Below are 18,033 nucleotides of genomic sequence, written 5' to 3'. Positions count from 1 at the left end.
TCGTACCCGTAGTACCTGAGAGCTACGGCCGCGAACACCTCCCTGGCATGACGCGAGCTACGACTCCGGCTCCGTAATTTCCCTCCCAGCCCGGCTCACCGGCCGGACAAGGCCGGAGGGGATGAGCCGTGGGGCACGAACGGGAGACACAAGACACGGCAACAAGCCGGGACGGGGGCGCGAGCCTCGGTGCGGCCGCGAGGCTGGGCGGGGGCTCAGAGACCGGGTTGCCGGATACCGCTCCGGGCGCGCGACCGAACGCTGCCTCGGGAGCGACTCCGAGCGCCGGCCCGGCTGCGTGCTCGAACGCCGGCCGGGGAGCGGGTCCGGGGGTCGGCCTGGCGGCCGGTCCGAGTGTCGGTGCGGGAGTGGGATCGAGTGCCGGTCCGGGAAACGGTCCGGGTGCCGGCCCGCGGCCGGGTCCGGGTGCCGGTCCGGGCGTGGGTCTGGGAGTAGGCCCGAGTGTCGGTCCGGGGCCGGGTTCGAGTGTCGGTTCGGGCGTGGGTCTGGGAGTAGGCCCGAGTGTCGGTCCGCGGCCGGGTCCGGGTGCCGGTTCGGGCGTGGGTCTGGGAGTAGGCCCGAGTGTCGGTCCGGGGCCGGGTTCGAGTGTCGGTTCGGGCGTGGGCCTGAGTGCCCGTCCGGGGGCCGGCCCGGGAAACGGCCCGAGTGCCGACTCGGGCGCGATGCCCGGTGCCGGGACCTGGGCAGGTGGATCGCGTCGGGCTCTGCTTGCCCTTCTCGTCACCTGCGCCCTCGTGGTGCCTCTGTCGGCCGCCGCCCGGCCCCGGATTCCCGCGCCCGACCCGGCGACTCTCGCGCCCCTGACCACGACCACCCTCGACGCGGCCTACGGGGCGAACCGCGCCGACGCGGGCCGCGCCGCCGACATGGCCGCGGCGCACGGCGACGTGCGCCGCGCGGCCGTGGACCGCGCGCTGGCGTCGCCCTCCCGCCGTCTGCTCTCCTTCGACGGCCGCGGCTCCGGCCGCGTGGCGGAGGTGTTCGGCGACCTGGCGCACGCCGACCGCACGGCGGTCCTCGTCCCGGGCTCCGACACTTCCCTGGACACCTACGACCGCTTCCGCAGGGGCGCGTTCGCCCTGTACCAGGAGCTCGGCCGCGAGGCCGTGACCGGTGCACGCCCGGCGGTGGTCGCCTGGCTCGGCTATGAGACGCCGGGCACGGTCAGCGCCACGGTGCTCACCACGGGCCGCGCCGAGCAGGCGGCCCCGGGCCTCAGGGAGCTGATACGCGACCTGCGGGCCGTGGCGGGCGGGGCGCCGCACATCACCCTGGTGTGCCACTCCTACGGTTCGGTCGTGTGCGGGCGCGCCGCGTCCGGCCTGGACGTGGACGACATCGCCCTCATCGGCAGCCCCGGCACCGGCGCGGACTCCGTGCCCGCGCTGCGCACCCGGGCCCGCGTCTGGGCGGCCCGCGGCGACGACGACTGGGTGGCGAACGTGCCGCACGTCCGCGCCGACCTCTTCGGCACGACCGTCGGCCTGGGCGCCGACCCCATGGACCCCGCCTTCGGCGCCCGCAGGTTCACGGCCGGAAGCGGCGGCCACAGCTCCTACTTCACCCCCGGCTCCCCGTCCCTCACGAACCTGGCCCGGATCGTCCTGGGCGCCACGAACGAGGTGCAAGGTGACTGACCGCCTCCCCACAGCGCTCACCCGCATACGAGCCTCCGCGCACCGCGTCCACGTCCGGACCCCGCCGCACCGGGACCGGGCGGTGGACGCCCTGCGGGCCTTCGCCATCCTCGGTGTGGTCCTGGGGCACTGGCTGGTCACGGCCCTGGTCGCGGACACCCGCACCCAGCCCCGCCCCACCCTGCACACCGTGAGCCCCCTGCACTACATGCCCGCCCTGGTCCCGGTCTCCTGGGCGTTCCAGACGCTCGCCGTGTTCTTCCTCGTCGGCGGGCACGTCGCCACCCGCGGCCACCTCTCGGCCCGCGCCCGCGGCACCGGCTACCGGCAGTGGCTCCGTGCCCGCCTGTCCCGGCTGTTCGGGCCGGTCGCGGCCGTACTGGCCCTGTGGACGGTCACCGCCGTCGCCCTTCTCCTGACCGGTGCGGACCTCGACACGGTCCGCACCCTCGTGAAGCTGGCCCTGTCCCCCCTGTGGTTCCTCCTGGTCTTCGCGGTACTGACGGCGGCGACCCCCCTGCTCACCCGGCTCAGTCCCCTGTGGCCCCTGGCCGTCGTCCTGCACGTGGACCTCCTCCGCTTCGGCCTCGGCGCCCCCTCCTGGATCGGCTGGCTGAACCTGCCGGCCGGCTGGCTCGTGCCGTACACCCTGGGCGCGGCCTGGACCCGCGGTGAGCTGGACCGCCGCCGCGCGGGCTGGACGCTGCTCATCTGCGGTGCGACGGTGACCGCGGCCCTCGTCGCCTGGGCGGGCTACCCGGCGTCGATGGTCGGCGTACCGGGGGCGGCGGTATCCAACCTCAACCCGCCGACACTGGCGGCCGTCACCTTCGGCCTGGCCCAGTGCGGCCTGGCCCTGCTGCTGCGCGAGCGGCTGCGCCGCGCGATGTCCCGGCCGCTCGCCTGGGCGGCGGTGGCGCTGGTCAACCTCTTCGCGATGACGATCTTCCTGTGGCACCAGACGGCCCTGATGGCGACCACCGCCGTGGGCCTCCTCGCCGGCCGCCTCCCGGGCCTGCACACGCTCCCCGACGGCCCCGGCTGGGTGGCGGCCCGGCTGGCCTGGCTCCCGGTCTTCGCCCTCGCCCTGGCCGTCTGCTGGGCCGCTTTCCGCACCTGTGAGCAGGGCGGTGGCCGGCGCCGTTCCCGGGTGGTCCGGGCACATCGCCCCGGGACCTCCCCCGCACCGGACCCTAAAGTGGGTGCGTGATGCGATGGGAAAGCCGCGTCAGGCGTGGGCTGCGGGTGCTGCGCGACGACCTGTGGACCGCACGGCCGGATCCGCTGCCCCCGTCCGTCTGGCTGCGCTGGCTTCCGCACGGCGTCGTGTGGCTGGTCGCGTTCGTGGTGCTGCTGGGCGCCGCGTCCCAGCTCTGGAGCGGCGCGCGGCTGGCCTTCGGGTACTCCTTCCTCGTCGCGCTCGGCCAGGCCGGTGCGATGGCGCTCGCCCTGTGGCGGCCCATCCCGGCGTGGTGGCTGTCGACGGCGGCCATGGTGCTGGGGGCGGTGGCGTTGCACGGCCGGCTGCTCGCCGGCGATCTGCACGGCTTCACCTGGCCCTGGACCGCGACCGGGATCATCGCCCACCTGTTCGTCCTGCTGCTGCTCGCCCTGCGGGTGCGCACCCGCGTCGCCGTGGAGGCGCTGGCCCTGACCGCGCTGGTCACCTACGTCCTCCAGGGCGTGTGGGGCGCGACGAACTACGATCCCACCGGTGTTCTCGCGCTGGCGCTGTTCGCGGTCGTCGTGGTGCTGGGCACGGCCCTGCGCGGCCGCCGCGAGGCCCGCGCGGAACTGGTGCAGCAGACCACGCTCACCGCGGAGGAGCGGGCCCGCCGCACGCTCCTGGAGGAGCGCAGCCGCATCGCCCGTGAGCTGCACGACGTGGTCGCCCACCACATGTCGGTGATCTCCATCCAGGCGCAGGTGGCACCGCACCTCACACAGGACCCTTCACCGGAGCTGAAGGAGAACCTCGACGGCATCCGGCAGAACGCGCTGGAGGCGCTCGGCGAACTGCGCCGGGTGCTCGGCGTGCTGCGGTCGGAGAACCCCGAGGACCCCTACGGCCTCGGCGACTCCGGCACCAGGGCCGCCCCGGACGCCCCGCAGCCCACCCTCGACCGCCTCGGCGCCCTCGTCGAGAACACCCGCGCCGCCGGTCTGGCGGTCACCGTCGACATCGAGGACTCGCGGCCCGAGCAACGGCCGTATCCGCCGGCCGTGGAACTGTCGGCGTACCGCATCGTCCAGGAGGCCCTGAGCAACGCCCTGCGGCACGCCCCGGGCTCGACGGTCCGCGTGGATGTCGGTCACGTGCCCGACGGCCTGTTCCTGAGCGTGGTCAACTCCCGGCCCCGGCAGCCCGTCCAGCCCTCCCCGGGCGCCGGGCACGGCCTGCTCGGCATGCGCGAGCGGGCGACCATGCTGGGCGGGCACGTCACGGCCGCCAGGACGCTGCACGGCGGCTTCGCGGTCACGGCCTTCATCCCTCACGACGGCATCGTGCCCGTGACCGGGACCGGCCCGCTCCGCCTGCCCGTCGTCTACACCGACTCGCCCGACACCCCCGTCGTGCACGTCGAACCGCCCGGCTCACCGTCCCCGACAGGAGAGGACACTCCATGACGAGCGGCAGCATCCGCGTCCTCATCGCCGACGACCAGCAGATGGTGCGCCAGGGTTTCACCGTGCTGCTCGACACCCAGCCGGACATCGAGGTGGTGGGCCAGGCGGTGGACGGCCTGGACGCCGTCGCCAAGGCCGCCGAGGTCTCCCCGGACGTCGTCCTGATGGACATCCGCATGCCCGAGCTCGGCGGCATCGAGGCCACCCGCCGCATCACGACCGCCACCCCGGACGTGAGGGTCCTGGTGCTCACCACCTTCGACCTGGACGAGTACGTGTACGAGGCGCTGCGCGCCGGCGCGTCCGGCTTCCTGCTCAAGGACGCCTCCGCGGACCAGCTCGCCGAGGCGGTCCGGGTGATCGCGGCCGGGGACGCGCTGCTGGCACCGGGGATCACCCGCCGGCTGATCGCGGAGTTCTCCCGGCTGAGGGACGCGCCGCGCGCCCCGCTGAAGTCCCGCGTCGGCGTACTGACCGAACGCGAGACGGAGGTCCTCGCCCTGATCGCGCAGGGCCTGTCCAACGCGGAGATCGCCCGGCACCTCGTCGTGGCCGAGCAGACCGTGAAGACCCACGTGGGCCGCATTCTGGTGAAACTGGGCCTCAGGGACCGCACCCAGGCGGCGGTGTTCGCCTACGAGTCGGGACTGGTCCGCCCCTCCGGGTACTGAGCGCGGGCATCAGGGCGATACCCGTAGTACTTGAGACGGACCGCGAAGGACCCCCCTCGAAGGGGACGACCGCGACCGCTGCCTGCGCCTACCGTTTTCAGCGTGACCGAGACGACGCAGACGCAAGCGACGCCGCCGGACGGCGCCTTCAGCCCGTACAAGCCGCGCAGCCCGGAGTACAAGTTCGCCGAGAGCGCTCTGCGCGGGCTGCGGCAGGGCCTGTTCCACGACGCCTTCGCCTACCGTCCGCTGCCGCCCGTGGGTGTCGACGGCCCGCTGATCCGGCGGCTGCCCCGCCGCCTGCGTCCGTACGCTGCCTGGAGGCGGCACGCCGTGGTGGTGGCGGCCGGGCTGCTGGCGCTGTTCGTCGGCTGGGCGAGCGGCCAGGGCAGTGGGGCGGCCCTGGTGACGGGCCTGCTGGCCCTCGCCCCGGTGCTGCTCACCCTGACCCGCCCGGTCGGAGCGTTCTGGGTCTCCCTGATGGCGGCCACGTTCTCGTCATGGCTCGCCGGTATCTACGCGAACTGGCCGTGGCAGCCCGGCAGTTACATCACGCACCTGACGGTGCTCACGGTGGTGGCGATACGCACCCGGCCGCGCACGGCGGCATGGATGTGGGCGGCCACCGCGTTCTACGCCGTGATCGCCGACGCCCTGTTCGGCTACGCCTACGGCAACAACTCCGCGCCCCTGCTGGTCCTCTCCGCGCTCGTCCTCCTCGCCGTCACCGTCTGGCACATACGCAACGACGCCGAGCAGGAGGTGACCGCCCAGCAGACCGTGACCGCGCACGAGCGCTCCCGCCGGACCCTGCTGGAGGAGCGCACCACGATCGCCCGTGAGCTGCACGACGTCGTGGCCCACCACATGTCCGTCGTCGCCATCCAGGCCGAGGCCGCCCCCTACCGGGTGGAGAACCCGCCGCCGGAGCTGGAGAAGGCCTTCGCCACGATCCGGGAGAACGCGGTGGCGGCCCTCACCGAGCTGCGCCGCGTCCTCGGTGTCGTCCGCGCGGAGGACTACGAGGCCCCCGACGCCCCGCAGCCCACCCTCGCCGACCTCGGCACCCTGCTGGCGAACGTGCGGGAGGCCGGCCTGGTGGTGGAAAGGACCACGATGGGCGCGGTGCGCGAACTCCCGCAGGGCGTCGAGCTGTCGGCGTACCGGATCGTCCAGGAGGCCCTGAGCAACACCCTGCGGCACGCGCCCGGCGCGAGCGCCCGCGTCGAGATCGGCTACGTCCTCGGCGGGCTGGCCCTGCGCGTGGTCAACGGCCCGCCGCCCAGGACGTCCCTGCTCAAGCCCTCGCCGGGATCCGGGCACGGCATCACCGGCATGCGGGAGCGGGTGTCGATGCTCGGCGGCGAGATGACGGCGGGCCGGGCCGGCGACGGCGGATACGAGGTGGCGGTGTTCCTGCCGGTCGCCGCGGTGGTCGAGGCCGCGCACGACGACGAGGCCGGCGCATGAGAACGGGCACGATCCGGGTGCTGGTCGCGGACGACCAGATGATGGTGCGCGAGGGCTTCTCCGTCCTGCTGAACGCGATGCCGGACATCGAGGTCGTCGGCGAGGCCGTCAACGGCCGCGACGCGGTGGAGCGGGTACGCGAACTCGCCCCGGACGTCGTCCTGATGGACATCCGCATGCCGGAACTGAACGGCATCGAGGCGACCCGGGAGATCGTCGCCGCGGACGGCACGGCGAAGGTGCTGGTGCTGACCACGTTCGACCTGGACGAGTACGTGTACCAGGCGCTGCGGGCCGGCGCCTCCGGGTTCCTGCTCAAGGACGCCTCGGCGCGGCAGCTCGCCGACGGGGTGCGGGTGGTCGCGGCCGGCGAGGCGCTGCTCGCCCCCTCGGTCACCAGACGGCTGATCACGGAGTTCTCGAAGCTGACCGAGCCCCCGCGGCTGGCGGCCACCGCGCGGGCGGCGTACGGGGAGCTGACCGAGCGGGAGACGGAGGTGCTGGTGCTGATCGCACAGGGGCTGTCCAACGGGGAGATAGCGGAGCGGCTGGTGGTCGCCGAGTCGACGGTCAAGACCCATGTGAGCCGCGTCCTGGTCAAGCTGGGCCTGCGGGACCGCACCCAGGCGGCGGTGTTCGCCTACGAGGCGAGACTGGTCACACCCGGGTGAGCCGACCCCCGGGCCGCCCTGGGGGCCGGGGGCGCGCCGCGCGGGGCCCGCGGCCGACACCCCTGGCCGGATCGGGGGTGGCCGGGCTAACGTCCGGGCATGTCCGCTGCTTCCGGCCTCGCCTTCGACCCGTGGGACCCGGCGTTCCTCGCCGACCCCTACCCGGCCTACGCCGAGCTGCGCGCGCGGGGCCGCGTGCTCCACTACGAGCACACCGACCAGTGGCTGGTCCCGCACCACGCGGACGTCTCGGCGCTGCTGCGGGACCGGCGGCTGGGCCGGACCTACCAGCACCGCTTCACGCACGAGGACTTCGGCCGTACGCCGCCCCCGCCGGAGCACGAGCCGTTCCACGTCCTCAACGACCACGGGATGCTCGACCTGGAGCCGCCGGACCACACCCGGATCCGGCGTCTGGTGTCGAAGGCGTTCACACCGCGCACGGTGGAGCGGCTCAAGCCGTATGTGCACGATCTGGCGGGCGAGCTGGTCGCCGCGCTGGTGGCGGCGGGCGGTGGCGACCTGCTGGCGGACGTGGCCGAACCGCTGCCGGTGGCCGTGATCGCCGAGATGCTGGGCATCCCCGAGTCCGACCGGGCGCAGCTGCGGCCGTGGTCGGCGGACATCTGCGGGATGTACGAGCTGAACCCGTCCGAGGAGACGGCGGCGAAGGCGGTACGGGCGTCGGTCGAGTTCTCCGACTGCCTGCGGGAGCTGATCGCCGAGCGCCGCAAGGAGCCGGGGGAGGACCTCATTTCGGGGCTGATCGCCGCGCACGACGAGGGCGACCGGCTGACCGAGCAGGAGATGATCTCCACGGCCGTGCTGCTCCTCAACGCCGGTCACGAGGCGACCGTGAACGCCACGGTCAACGGCTGGTGGGCGCTGTTCCGCAACCCGGAGCAGCTGGCGGCCCTGCGTGCGGACCACTCCCTGATCCCGTCCGCGATCGAGGAGCTGATGCGCTACGACACGCCGCTCCAACTCTTCGAGCGCTGGGTGCTGGACGACATCGAGATAGCGGGCACCACGATCCCGAGGGGCGCGGAGATCGCCATGCTCTTCGGCTCGGCCAACCACGACCCGGCGGTGTTCACCGCCCCCGAGCGCCTGGACCTCGGCCGCCGGGACAACCCCCACATCTCCTTCAGCGCCGGTATCCACTACTGCATCGGCGCCCCTCTGGCCCGCATCGAGCTGGCCGCCTCCATGGCCGCCCTCCTGGACCGGGCCCCCACCCTCACCCCGACCGCCGAGCCCCGGCGGAAGCCCAACTTCGTGATCCGGGGACTGGAAGGGCTGAGCGTGACGGTCGGCTGAGGCAGCGGGTGCCCTGTGCCGACCGAGCCGCGCCCTCAGCCGCTGATGTCCCGTCTGCGCAGGCCTGCCAGTCCTGCGGTCACCAGGAGTGCCGTGAGGGCGAGCAGGGTGGCGACCGGGGCCCACTCCATCCGGCCGCCCGGCAGCTTGGGCAGGTGGCCGAAGGGGGAGAGGTCCAGGACGAGTTGGGGGACGTTCAGGGCGGGGCCGATCCAGCCGATCAGCAGGACCGCCCCGGCCACGCCCCACGCGGCCACGGCGCCCCGCGGCAGGACGCCGTAGAGCAGGACGGCGATGCCGCCGATCACCCACACCCCGGCCACCTGCACGAGGCACGCGCCGAGCACCGGACCGACCTGCTTGCCGTGGCCGACCGCGATGCCCGCTCCGGCCAGGAGCATGAGCAGGGCGGAGCCGCCGAAGGCGATCAGCAGGTGCCCTGCGGCCCAGCGCAGCCGGCCCACCGCGCCCGCCAGCACCGGCTCGGCGCGGCCGGAGGTCTCCTCGCCGTTCAGGCGCAGCACGGACGCCACGATGTAGAGCGCGGCGACCAGGCCCAGCATCCCGGCCATCGCGGCGAGGAACGCGTCCGTCATGCCGGACTGCCCGCCCATCCGCTGGAAGATCTCCCGCGCCTTGGCGTTGTCGCCGACGAGCTGGGCCGCGCCGTCCGCCATCCCGCCGTAGACGACTCCGGCGACGAAGAAGCCGATGCTCCAGCCGAGCACGCTGCCGCGTTGCAGCCGCCAGGCCAGCGCGCCCGCCGTGGCGAGGCGGCCCCGGGCCGGTCCCGGCCGGGTGGGCAGGAAGCTCATGCCGATGTCACGGCGTCCGGCGAGCTCGTAGGCGATGCCCGCCTGGAGGGCGGCCGCCGCGGCGAACAGCGTCAGCACCCACCAGCGTTCGGCGGCGAAGGCGCGCAGGTCCTCCAGCCAGCCGAGCGGGGACAGCCAGGTCAGCACGGAGGAACCGTCGTCGGTTCCCGAGTCGCCCGCGGCCCGCAGCACGAAGGCGGCGCCCAGGACGGCGGACGTCAGGCCCCGGGCCAGCCGGGCGCTCTCCGTGAGCTGGGCGACGATCGCCGCCATCGTGGCGAAGACCATGCCCACGCCCGCCACCCCGAGCCCGAGGGCCAGGGCACCGGCGGCGCCCTGCCCGGCGAGACCGGCCGTGATCAGCAGGGCCAGGACCGCGTTCGCGACCGCCGCGGCCAGCAGTGCCGCCGTCAGCGGTGCCCGGCGGCCCACCATCCCGGACGACACCAGTTCCTGCCGTCCGCTCTCCTCCTCGTCCCGGGTGTGCCGGACGACGACGAGCAGGCTCGTCACGGCGGCGAGGACACCGGCGTACACCCCCGCCCGCCAGGCCGTCAGCGCGCCCAGCGAGTCGCCGAAGACCGGGCCGACCATGGCGCGCAGGGAGGCGTTCGTCGCCATCTGGCGCACCAGCTCGGCGCGTTCGGCGGGGGTGGCGTAGAGGCCCTTGAGCGTGTTCGGCATGGACAGGACCATCAGCGTGTTCACCGCGACCCACACCGGGATCAACACGCGGTCGCGGCGCAGGGCGAACCGCAGCAGGGCGCCGGTGCCGGCCAAATTGCGGGAGCGGCCGGCGGGCACGGCGGCGGGCGTGGAGACGGCGGCGGTCATCGCGCCACCTCCGCGGCTTCCGCGCCGGTCCCGGAGCCCGCCTCGGCCCCGGCCCCGGCTCCGGTCTCGGCCTCGGTCTCGGTCTCGTCCTGGTAGTGCCGCAGGAACAGTTCCTCCAGCGTCGGCGGGGTCGAGGTCAGCGACCGCACGCCCGTCTCGCTCAGCGAGCGCAGCACCTCGTTCAGCTTGTCGGTGTCCACCTGGAGGCGGACCCGGCGGCCCTGGACGTCGAGGTCGTGCACGCCGGGGAGCTCGGAGAGCCCGTTCGGCGGTCCGGCCAGTTCGGCGGTGACGCTGGTGCGGGTGAGGTGGCGCAGGTCGGCGAGGGAGCCGGTCTCCACGGTGCGGCCGTTGCGGATGATGCTGACCCGGTCGCACAGCTCCTCGACCTCGCTGAGGATGTGGGAGGAGAGCAGGACGGTACGGCCCCGGTCGCGCTCCTCGGCCACGCACCGCTGGAAGACCTCCTCCATCAGCGGGTCGAGGCCCGAGGTCGGCTCGTCCAGGATCAGCAGGTCGACGTCGGAGGCGAAGGCGGCGACCAGGGCGACCTTCTGCCGGTTGCCCTTGGAGTACGTCCGCCCCTTCTTGGTCGGGTCCAGCTCGAACCGTTCGACCAGCTCGTCCCGGCGCCGCCGGTCGAGGCCTCCGCGCAGCCTGCCGTACAGGTCGATGACCTCGCCTCCGGAGAGGTTGCGCCACAGGGTCACGTCGCCGGGCACGTAGGCGATCCGGCGGTGCGTCTCGACCGCGTCCGCCCAGGGGTCGCGGCCCAGCACCCGCGTGGCGCCCGCGTCGGCGCGCAGCAGGCCGAGCAGGACCCGGATGGTGGTGGACTTGCCGGCGCCGTTGGGGCCGAGGAAGCCGTGCACCTCGCCTGCGGCGACGTTCAGGTCGAGGCCGTCCAGTGCCCGCGTGCCGCCGAACGACTTGCGGAGGCCGGACACCTCGATGGCGGAGTTTGCCTTGGTCATGCTTTGGAACGTACGCGAACTTCATAAATTTGTGAAGTTAAGGAAGCGTATAAAGGCGAGGTTAGACTCGAAGGTGGGTGTCCGAACGGGGAGAGCGGGAGAGAGGTCCGGGATGACGGAACGGGAAGCGGCGGTGGAGCGGGACCCCGAGGTGGTGTCGCAGTTCGTCGAGCACTTCGCGGCCCAGCTCGTCGAGGCGGGCGTGCCGCGCATGCCGGCCCGGGTCTTCGGCGCGCTGCTCGCCTCCGACGCCGGCGCCCTGACCTCCGCCGAACTCGGCGCCCAGTTGAAGATCAGCCCCGCGGCCGTCTCCGGCGCGGTGCGCTACCTCGCCCAGGTGCACCTGGTCTCCCGCGAGCGGGAGCCCGGCTCGCGGCGGGAACGCTACCGGGTCCGCAGCGACCAGTGGTACGAGGCGCTCACCAGCCGTGACGCGCTCATCAAGCGCTGGGAGGGGGCCCTGCGGGACGGCGTGGCCAGCCTGGGTGTCGAGACCCCGGCAGGACGCCGGCTGGCCGAGACACTGGCCTTCTTCGAGTTCATCGAGCAGGACGTGGCCGGAATGATGGAACGCTGGCGCCACTACCAGGAGCAGAACGCCCACGGCTGACCGGCCCAGCGGCCGCCCCACCCCCGGCTACCGGTGTCACACCGGCACCGGCAGTGTCAGGCCCCATGCCCCTTCCACGACCCGCCACGTCCGTGTTCGTACCGGGCCCGACACCACCGTGTCCGCGCGGTAGCGGAAGCCGGCTCCTGAGACGGTCACCGTGCGTCCGTGGGCCAGCAGTGGCGAGGCCTCCGCGCCGACCGAGAGCCGCCGGACCTCCACCTCGGCCTTCCCCGTGCCGCCGCCCGGCGTGACCGAGACCGCCTCCACCGGCTGCTCCAGGTCCACGACCGTCTCCCCGTCGACCTCCACCCGCAGCCGGGAGGGGCCGGGCCCGGCGACCGCCGTGGCCCTCGGCGGGCGGGTCACCAGCGTCCGCACGAGGGACTGGCAGGTCCGCAGCCAGGGATGCGCCACCCCCGGCGGGACCGCCTCGGACCCCACCGGATCCGCCTGCCGCGCGGAGACCGGCGGGATGCGCAGCGTGCCCAGCACCACCCCGTCGCTGTCGTCCACGAGCAGGTCCAGCCGCCGTTCGGCGCCCTCGAGGACCGCCCGCGCCGCCGCCACAGGCCCGGTCGGCACCCCCAGCGAACGGGTCAGCGACAGGGCGCCTCCGACCGGAACCACCGACAGGGCGCATCCGGCCAGCTCCCGCTGCCGGTGCAGCGCGGACACCGCCCGCAGCAGCGCCCGGTCGTCACCGACCACCACCGGCCGCCGCGAGCCGCGCCGCGCCAGCGCGCGGGTGAACTCCTCCGGACTGTCCGGCAGGCACACCTTGGCGGCCGCACCCGCGCTGAGCACGTCTTTCGCGATCCGTACGGACTCACCGTCCGTCCTCCGGGCGACCGGGTCGATGACCACCAGCAGCTGATCGGACGTCGGATAAGTCGCCACCTCGGTCCTGCCTCGCTTCCTCGGGTAGCATCTTGGTGCAAGAGCCCCTTTGCGCTATTGCGCCAGGGGCTTCGTCTATTCCGGGGCATCCGGTCCGACGGTTGAGCGGCCGACGACGGTCGCGGTGCACGCGGCGGTGAACCCTCCGTGTACGCCCCTGACCCTGGACATGCCCCGCCCGGAAGGGGTGTACGCGCGTGCCCGCACTTGTGCTGCTCGGTGCTCAGTGGGGTGACGAGGGCAAGGGGAAGGCCACCGACCTGCTCGGTGGTTCGGTGGACTATGTAGTGCGATACCAAGGCGGAAACAACGCCGGCCACACCGTCGTCGTCGGTGATCAGAAGTATGCACTGCACCTCCTCCCTTCCGGAATCCTCTCGCCCGGTTGTACGCCGGTCATCGGCAACGGTGTGGTCGTCGACCCGTCGGTCCTGCTCTCCGAGCTGAGCGGTCTGAACGAGCGAGGCGTCGACACGTCCAAGTTGCTGATCAGCGGCAACGCCCACGTCATCACGCCGTACAACGTCACCGTCGACAAGGTGACGGAACGCTTCCTCGGCAAGCGGAAGATCGGCACGACCGGCCGGGGCATCGGCCCGACCTACGCGGACAAGATCAACCGCGTCGGCATCCGGGTGCAGGACCTGTACGACGAGTCGATCCTCACCCAGAAGGTGGAGGCGGCCCTCGACGCCAAGAACCAGATCCTCACCAAGCTCTACAACCGGCGCGCGATCGCCGTGGACCAGGTGGTCGAGGAGCTGCTCGGCTACGCCGACCAGATCAAGCCGTACGTCGCCGACACGGTCCTGGTCCTCAACCAGGCGCTGGACGAGAACAAGGTGGTCCTCTTCGAGGGCGGCCAGGGCACGCTGCTGGACATCGACCACGGCACGTACCCCTTCGTCACCTCCTCCAACCCGACCGCGGGCGGTGCCTGCACGGGCGCCGGCGTCGGCCCGACGAAGATCAGCCGCGTCATCGGCATCCTCAAGGCCTACACCACCCGCGTCGGCTCCGGCCCCTTCCCGACCGAGCTGTTCGACGAGGACGGCGAGGCGCTGCGCCGGATCGGCGGCGAGCGGGGCGTGACGACGGGCCGCGACCGCCGCTGCGGCTGGTTCGACGCGGTGATCGCCCGCTACGCCACCCGGGTCAACGGCCTGACCGACTTCTTCCTCACCAAGCTCGACGTCCTCACCGGCTGGGAGCAGATCCCGGTCTGCGTCGCCTACGAGATCGACGGTGAGCGCGTCGAGGAACTCCCCTACTCCCAGACCGACTTCCACCACGCGAAGCCCGTCTACGAGTACCTCCCCGGCTGGCAGGAGGACATCACGAAGGCCAAGACCTTCGGCGACCTCCCGAAGAACGCCCAGGCCTACGTCAAGGCACTGGAGGACATGTCCGGCGCCCCGATCTCCGCGATCGGCGTGGGCCCGGGCCGCGACGAGACGATCGAGATCAACTCGTTCATCTGACGCGTCGCCCTTGGGTGAGAAGCGACGGGACGGCCGGTGCGGTGATTCCGCCCGGCCGTCCCGCCTCTGCCTCTGCCTCCGCCTCAGCTGAAGACGATCATCGAGCCCTGGGCCAGGCTCCGCGTGGCCGCCGCGTGCAGGCCCAGCCATACATGGCGTTCGCGGGCGAACGGGCTGGGATCGTAGGGGGCGGGGGCCGCGGGCTGCTCCAGCTCCGTGGGCGCGGACGGCGGTTGCGGGGCCGCGGGCGGGTTGGCCGGATCGATGCCCAACGACGGTGCAACAAGCTCCAGTTCGCGCAGGAGCGCCTGTGAGGAGCCCAACGGGCCGCCAGCGGCGAGGAGTTCCTCGTTGGACAGCGGGTGCGGGAAGTCCAGCGGGACGTAGGCGCCCGCGTGGTCGTAGTGCCAGACCAGGTGGGACTGCTGGGCCGTCGACTCGAACATCTCCAGCAACTGCTCGTAGTCGCCGCCCAGTTCGTCGACCGGGGTCAGCGGCAGGCCGCAGACCTGGAGGAGGTGGGCGCGGCGCAGGAAGTGCAGGGCGTCGTAGTCGAAGCCGGCCACCGGCGCCACCTCCCCGGACAGGCCGGGCATGTACTGGTACACCGGCACCGGTGGAAGCCCGTTTTCGGCGAGCACCTTGTTGTACTGCGCGAGTTCCTCGGCGAACGGGTTGTCCGGGGTGTGGCACAAGACGTCGACGAGCGGTACCAGCCACAGGTCACAGGCCAAAGAGGGCTCCTCGGGGAGGGCAGGACGTTCAGCGTGTTCGGTGGTCGAAGAGTGTAGAAGCCTAGTCGGTGCGGAGCCGCTCAGCTCACCTCGTGCAGGTCCCATACCCACACCCCGCCGGTCCACGTGCCCGGACGGCCCACCAGCTTGGTCACCGCGTCCCGCAGCGCCTCCTCGTGCGGCTGGGGCGCCAGCACCAGCACACCGGCGTGCCAGTCGGCGAAGTCCCGCCGTGCCTGGGCCTGCCAGTCCTTGCCGATGTCCGGTACGGACCCGGTGTAGCTCACGTCCCGCAGCAGGTTGGAGGTGTAGCGGGGGACGGCGCCGTAGATGCCGACGCGGTCGGGTCCGTAGGGGCCGTTGAAGTAGCCGCCGGGCAGCTTGAAGCCGAGGTGGGCCGCGGTCTGCCAGTGCAGGGCCTCCGCGTCGCCCGGGTCGGGCAGCGGTACCGGCACCAGGGACTCGCCGTCGCGGACGTGGGACTTCCACTGTCCGGCCGTGATGAACTCCGGCACCGGGGCGCGGTCCTCGGCCTTCAGCGGCGCCGGGACCAGCGGCAGCAGCGCGAGACAGACCGCCGGCAGGCCGCCGTAGAGCGTGCCGACGCGGCCGGTGCCGGTGATCCTGGCGAGGGCGATCGCCAGCAGCATGCCCAGCGCGGGCGCGCAGATCATCGCCACGCGCCCCTCGATGACCGATTCGAACAGCGGCAGATGCGCGAGCGGCGCCCACGGGCCGGGGTAGACCGTATCGGTCAGCGGGACGCGGAACTTCGGGCCCAGGGACAGCAGGGCCGCGGCGGCCGTCGTGATCGCCAGCGCCTTCACCAGAGCGTGCTCCCACAGCCGTACGGCGATGCCGAAGGCGAGCAGGAGCAGCGGCCAGCCGTAGAAGGCGTTCTGCTCCGTGGGGTTCAGGGAGAGCGCGTTCGCCTTCTGGGCGTCGCCCGCGAACAGGGAGCGCTCGGCGAAGGAGATCAGGGCGAGCGGGCTGTTGCCGGCGTTGTCGCCGTGCAGCACGCTCTTGTAGCTCTGCGGTCCCGCGAACTGCCAGTACAGCGGGTAGGCGACGATCGGCAGGCACACCGCCGCGGCGATCAGCAGTCCCTTCAGCAGGGGCCGCCAGGCCGCCCGCGCGACGTCCCGGCGGACGAGCCCGTACGCGGCGGCGAACAGGGCCATGCCGATCGCGGCGAGCAGCAGCGGCTCCTCGCCGAGGAAGATCTGGTACGCCGTCATCAGCCCGAGCACGATCCCGTCCCGCCGCACCCGGGCGCCCTCGGCCAGGCGCAGTGCCCGGTCGACGATCAGCGGGATCATGAACAGGATCACGAAGTTCGGGTGCGCGTTGGCGTGGCTGACCATCGGCGGGGCGAAGGCGGCCAGGCAGGCGCCGGTGAAGGCCGCGCCCCGGTGCCGTACGACCCGTTTGACGATCAGCCAGTACCAGGCGGCCGCCGTGGCCGCGAGTCCCAGGGTCATGCAGACGCTCAGCGAGAGCGCCGGACCGAAGGCCAGCGTGAGCGGGGCGAAGGGGACGGACATCCCCAGCATGACCGTGTTGGCCATGAGGTTCACCCCGTCCGGGAAGTTCTGGAGGTCGGTGAACAGGGGGTTGCGCAGATGGGCGACGCTGTCGGCGGTGACCGCGAAGAACCACTCCCACTGGTTCTGGTCCTGGAGGGAGTCGGGGAGGTAGCGGTGGCCGGGGTCGACGAGGCGGCCGGAGTAGAGGGTGACCGCCATCAGCAGGAACAGCGCGCCGGCGAACAGGTCGGCCGGGCGGACGGAGCGGGCCTTGAGCCGGCCCAGTTCGGCGAGGACCCGGAGGTAGTCCAGCGGGGCGACCTTCGAACCGGACTGGTGGGCCCAGCGGACCGGCACCTCGGCCACCGGCCAGTCACGGCGGCGGAAGTGCTGGAGGACCTCCACGTCTATGCCCCAGCCGCTCAGTCTGGAGGCGGCGAAGGCCTCGCGGGCCTGGTCGCCCTCGAAGAGTTTGAAGCCGCACTGGGTGTCGCGGATGCCGGGGACCGCGACCCGCCGTATCAGGAAGTTCCCCGCGCGGCCCAGCAGTTCGCGCACCCGGTGCTGGCGCCTGGCTATCGTCGCGCCCGGCACCGAGCGGGAGCCGATCGCGGCCGTGCCGCCCTCGCCGAGCGCCTTGTCGAGCTGTTCCAGCTCCTCGATGGGGGCGGCCAGGTCCGCGTCGGTGACCAGCACCCGGCGGCCGTGGGTGGCGGCCACCCCGAGGCGCAGGGCGTGGCCCTTGCCGCGGTTGCGGTCGCCCGCGACCAGCCGGACACGCGGGTCCTGGCGGTCCGTGACGAGAGCGGCGGTGCCGTCGGTGGAACCGTCGTCGGCGACGACGACCTCCCACGAGCCGAAGCGGTCCTCGTGTGCGGCCAGATACGCGGTGACCGCGTCGAGGGTGGGGCCGAGGCGCCGCTCCTCGTTGTAGGCCGGGATGACGACGGACAGGTCGACGGCCCCGGTGACGGTTTCGCTCATGCGGTGGCCAGCCGCTCGACGAGAGCGAGGTCGTGGGCGTTGTACGCGGCGACGAGCGCGCGGGCGGCCGGGGCGTCGCCCCTCGCCATGGCGTCGACGAGTTCGGTGTGGGAGGACCACAGCAGGCCGCGCAGATCGCCGCGGCGGCGCAGGTGCTGCACCGCGCACACCCAGAACTGCACGCGCAGCCGGTTGAGGAAGTCGGAGAGGTACGGGTTGCCGAACAGGGCGCCGAGCTCGCGCCAGAACCGCAGGTCGTAGCCGATCAGGACGGTCAGGTCGCCGGCGGTGGCCGCGCGCTGGGCCTCCTCGCCGCGCCGCCGCACCCCGGTGAGCGTGGCCTTGACGTACGGGTCGTCGGCCCGCCGGAACTCCTGGGGCGCCGAGACCGCGGCGTGGAACATGCCGTCGGTGATCAGGGCACGGGCCTTGATCATGTCGTAGAGGTCGTGCAGCGAGTACTCGCGCACATGGAAGCCGCGGTGCTGGTCGGCCTCCAGCAGGCCCTGCGCGGACAGGTCGACGAGCGCCTCGCGCACCGGGGTCGCGGACACCCCGTACTGCTCGGCTATCTCCTTGACCGTGAACTCCTGCCCCGGCTGGAGCCGCCCGGCCAGCACCTCGTCCCGGAGCGCGTCCGCGATCTGCTGCCGCAGGGTGCTGCGCGTCACGGCGCCGTTGCCGCTGATGCCGGGCATGGTCGGGGCGTCTCCTTGCGCGTGCGGGTGGCGTACTCGTACGTCATGTCTACGAGCAC

At 72.9% G+C, this 18,033-nt stretch carries 15 protein-coding genes; 9 read left to right on the top strand and 6 right to left on the bottom strand.

Translation table 11 applies throughout. The features are described 5' to 3' along the window. Window positions 1-683 precede the first annotated feature (683 nt). From ACIP4X_RS11500 to ACIP4X_RS11470, 7 genes are all read left to right on the top strand, one after another. Complete coding sequence (locus ACIP4X_RS11500) at window positions 684-1,658, top strand: alpha/beta hydrolase (RefSeq protein WP_391458658.1); 975 nt, start codon at window positions 684-686, stop codon at window positions 1,656-1,658. Further along, window positions 1,651-2,868 carry an acyltransferase family protein gene (locus ACIP4X_RS11495; RefSeq protein WP_391458660.1) on the top strand — a complete coding sequence of 406 codons (1,218 nt, stop codon included), beginning with the start codon at window positions 1,651-1,653 and terminating at the stop codon, window positions 2,866-2,868. Before ACIP4X_RS11500 ends, ACIP4X_RS11495 begins: the two co-directional genes overlap by 8 nt. Beyond that, window positions 2,868-4,286, top strand: a complete 1,419-nt coding sequence (locus ACIP4X_RS11490) for a sensor histidine kinase (protein WP_358736955.1) — start codon at window positions 2,868-2,870, stop codon at window positions 4,284-4,286. Before ACIP4X_RS11495 ends, ACIP4X_RS11490 begins: the two co-directional genes overlap by 1 nt. Beyond that, on the top strand, window positions 4,283-4,957 hold the full coding sequence (locus ACIP4X_RS11485) for a response regulator (RefSeq protein ID WP_391458662.1): 675 nt from the start codon (window positions 4,283-4,285) through the stop codon (window positions 4,955-4,957). Before ACIP4X_RS11490 ends, ACIP4X_RS11485 begins: the two co-directional genes overlap by 4 nt. 102 nt (window positions 4,958-5,059) lie before the next feature. Beyond that, window positions 5,060-6,427, top strand: coding sequence for a histidine kinase (locus ACIP4X_RS11480; RefSeq protein WP_391458664.1), 1,368 nt, complete (start codon window positions 5,060-5,062; stop codon window positions 6,425-6,427). After that, the gene (locus ACIP4X_RS11475) at window positions 6,424-7,098 is read left to right on the top strand and encodes a response regulator transcription factor (protein WP_358736885.1); all 675 of its coding nucleotides are present in this window, start codon (window positions 6,424-6,426) and stop codon (window positions 7,096-7,098) included. The genes ACIP4X_RS11480 and ACIP4X_RS11475 overlap by 4 nt, the downstream gene beginning before the upstream one ends. Before the next feature lie 99 nt (window positions 7,099-7,197). Next, window positions 7,198-8,418: a cytochrome P450 gene (locus ACIP4X_RS11470; protein WP_358736887.1), complete on the top strand. Its 1,221-nt coding sequence runs from the start codon at window positions 7,198-7,200 to the stop codon at window positions 8,416-8,418. Window positions 8,419-8,453: 35 nt separating this feature from the next. On the opposite strand, the gene ACIP4X_RS11465 is transcribed toward ACIP4X_RS11470, so the two are convergent. Both ACIP4X_RS11465 and ACIP4X_RS11460 read right to left on the bottom strand, forming a co-directional pair. Further along, on the bottom strand, window positions 8,454-10,067 hold the full coding sequence (locus tag ACIP4X_RS11465) for an ABC transporter permease (RefSeq protein ID WP_391458667.1): 1,614 nt from the start codon (window positions 10,065-10,067) through the stop codon (window positions 8,454-8,456). Continuing rightward, window positions 10,064-11,041 carry an ATP-binding cassette domain-containing protein gene (locus ACIP4X_RS11460; protein WP_401347904.1) on the bottom strand — a complete coding sequence of 326 codons (978 nt, stop codon included), beginning with the start codon at window positions 11,039-11,041 and terminating at the stop codon, window positions 10,064-10,066. The genes ACIP4X_RS11465 and ACIP4X_RS11460 overlap by 4 nt, the downstream gene beginning before the upstream one ends. Before the next feature lie 112 nt (window positions 11,042-11,153). Here ACIP4X_RS11460 and ACIP4X_RS11455 point away from each other — a divergent pair, with 112 nt between their 5' ends. Further along, the gene (locus ACIP4X_RS11455) at window positions 11,154-11,651 is read left to right on the top strand and encodes a GbsR/MarR family transcriptional regulator (protein ID WP_401347902.1); all 498 of its coding nucleotides are present in this window, start codon (window positions 11,154-11,156) and stop codon (window positions 11,649-11,651) included. Between the two features lie 36 nt (window positions 11,652-11,687). Here the strand turns inward: ACIP4X_RS11455 and ACIP4X_RS11450 are convergent, their stop codons facing one another. After that, window positions 11,688-12,551 (bottom strand): diacylglycerol kinase family protein, encoded by an 864-nt coding sequence (locus ACIP4X_RS11450; protein ID WP_358736895.1) that lies wholly within the window; start codon window positions 12,549-12,551, stop codon window positions 11,688-11,690. A 197-nt stretch (window positions 12,552-12,748) separates the two neighbouring features. Between ACIP4X_RS11450 and ACIP4X_RS11445 the strand changes: the two genes are divergently transcribed. Further along, window positions 12,749-14,032: an adenylosuccinate synthase gene (locus ACIP4X_RS11445; RefSeq protein WP_391458674.1), complete on the top strand. Its 1,284-nt coding sequence runs from the start codon at window positions 12,749-12,751 to the stop codon at window positions 14,030-14,032. An 83-nt stretch (window positions 14,033-14,115) separates the two neighbouring features. Here ACIP4X_RS11445 and ACIP4X_RS11440 read toward each other — a convergent pair whose 3' ends face one another. The 3 genes from ACIP4X_RS11440 to ACIP4X_RS11430 form a co-directional block, all read right to left on the bottom strand. Beyond that, window positions 14,116-14,766 (bottom strand): hypothetical protein, encoded by a 651-nt coding sequence (locus ACIP4X_RS11440; protein ID WP_358736898.1) that lies wholly within the window; start codon window positions 14,764-14,766, stop codon window positions 14,116-14,118. An 80-nt stretch (window positions 14,767-14,846) separates the two neighbouring features. Then, window positions 14,847-17,276: a glycosyltransferase gene (locus tag ACIP4X_RS11435; protein ID WP_401347898.1), complete on the bottom strand. Its 2,430-nt coding sequence runs from the start codon at window positions 17,274-17,276 to the stop codon at window positions 14,847-14,849. Next, a complete protein-coding gene (locus ACIP4X_RS11430; protein ID WP_358736901.1) occupies window positions 17,273-17,974 on the bottom strand; it encodes a GntR family transcriptional regulator in 702 nt (233 codons plus the stop codon). Before ACIP4X_RS11430 ends, ACIP4X_RS11435 begins: the two co-directional genes overlap by 4 nt. Window positions 17,975-18,033 lie beyond the last annotated feature (59 nt).

It is taken from the genome of Streptomyces sp. NPDC088817 (assembly GCF_044750345.1).
Lineage (GTDB): Bacteria > Actinomycetota > Actinomycetes > Streptomycetales > Streptomycetaceae > Streptomyces.
The sequence above is the reverse complement of the archived record's forward strand: the minus strand, read 5'-3'. Positions and strand labels throughout refer to the sequence as shown.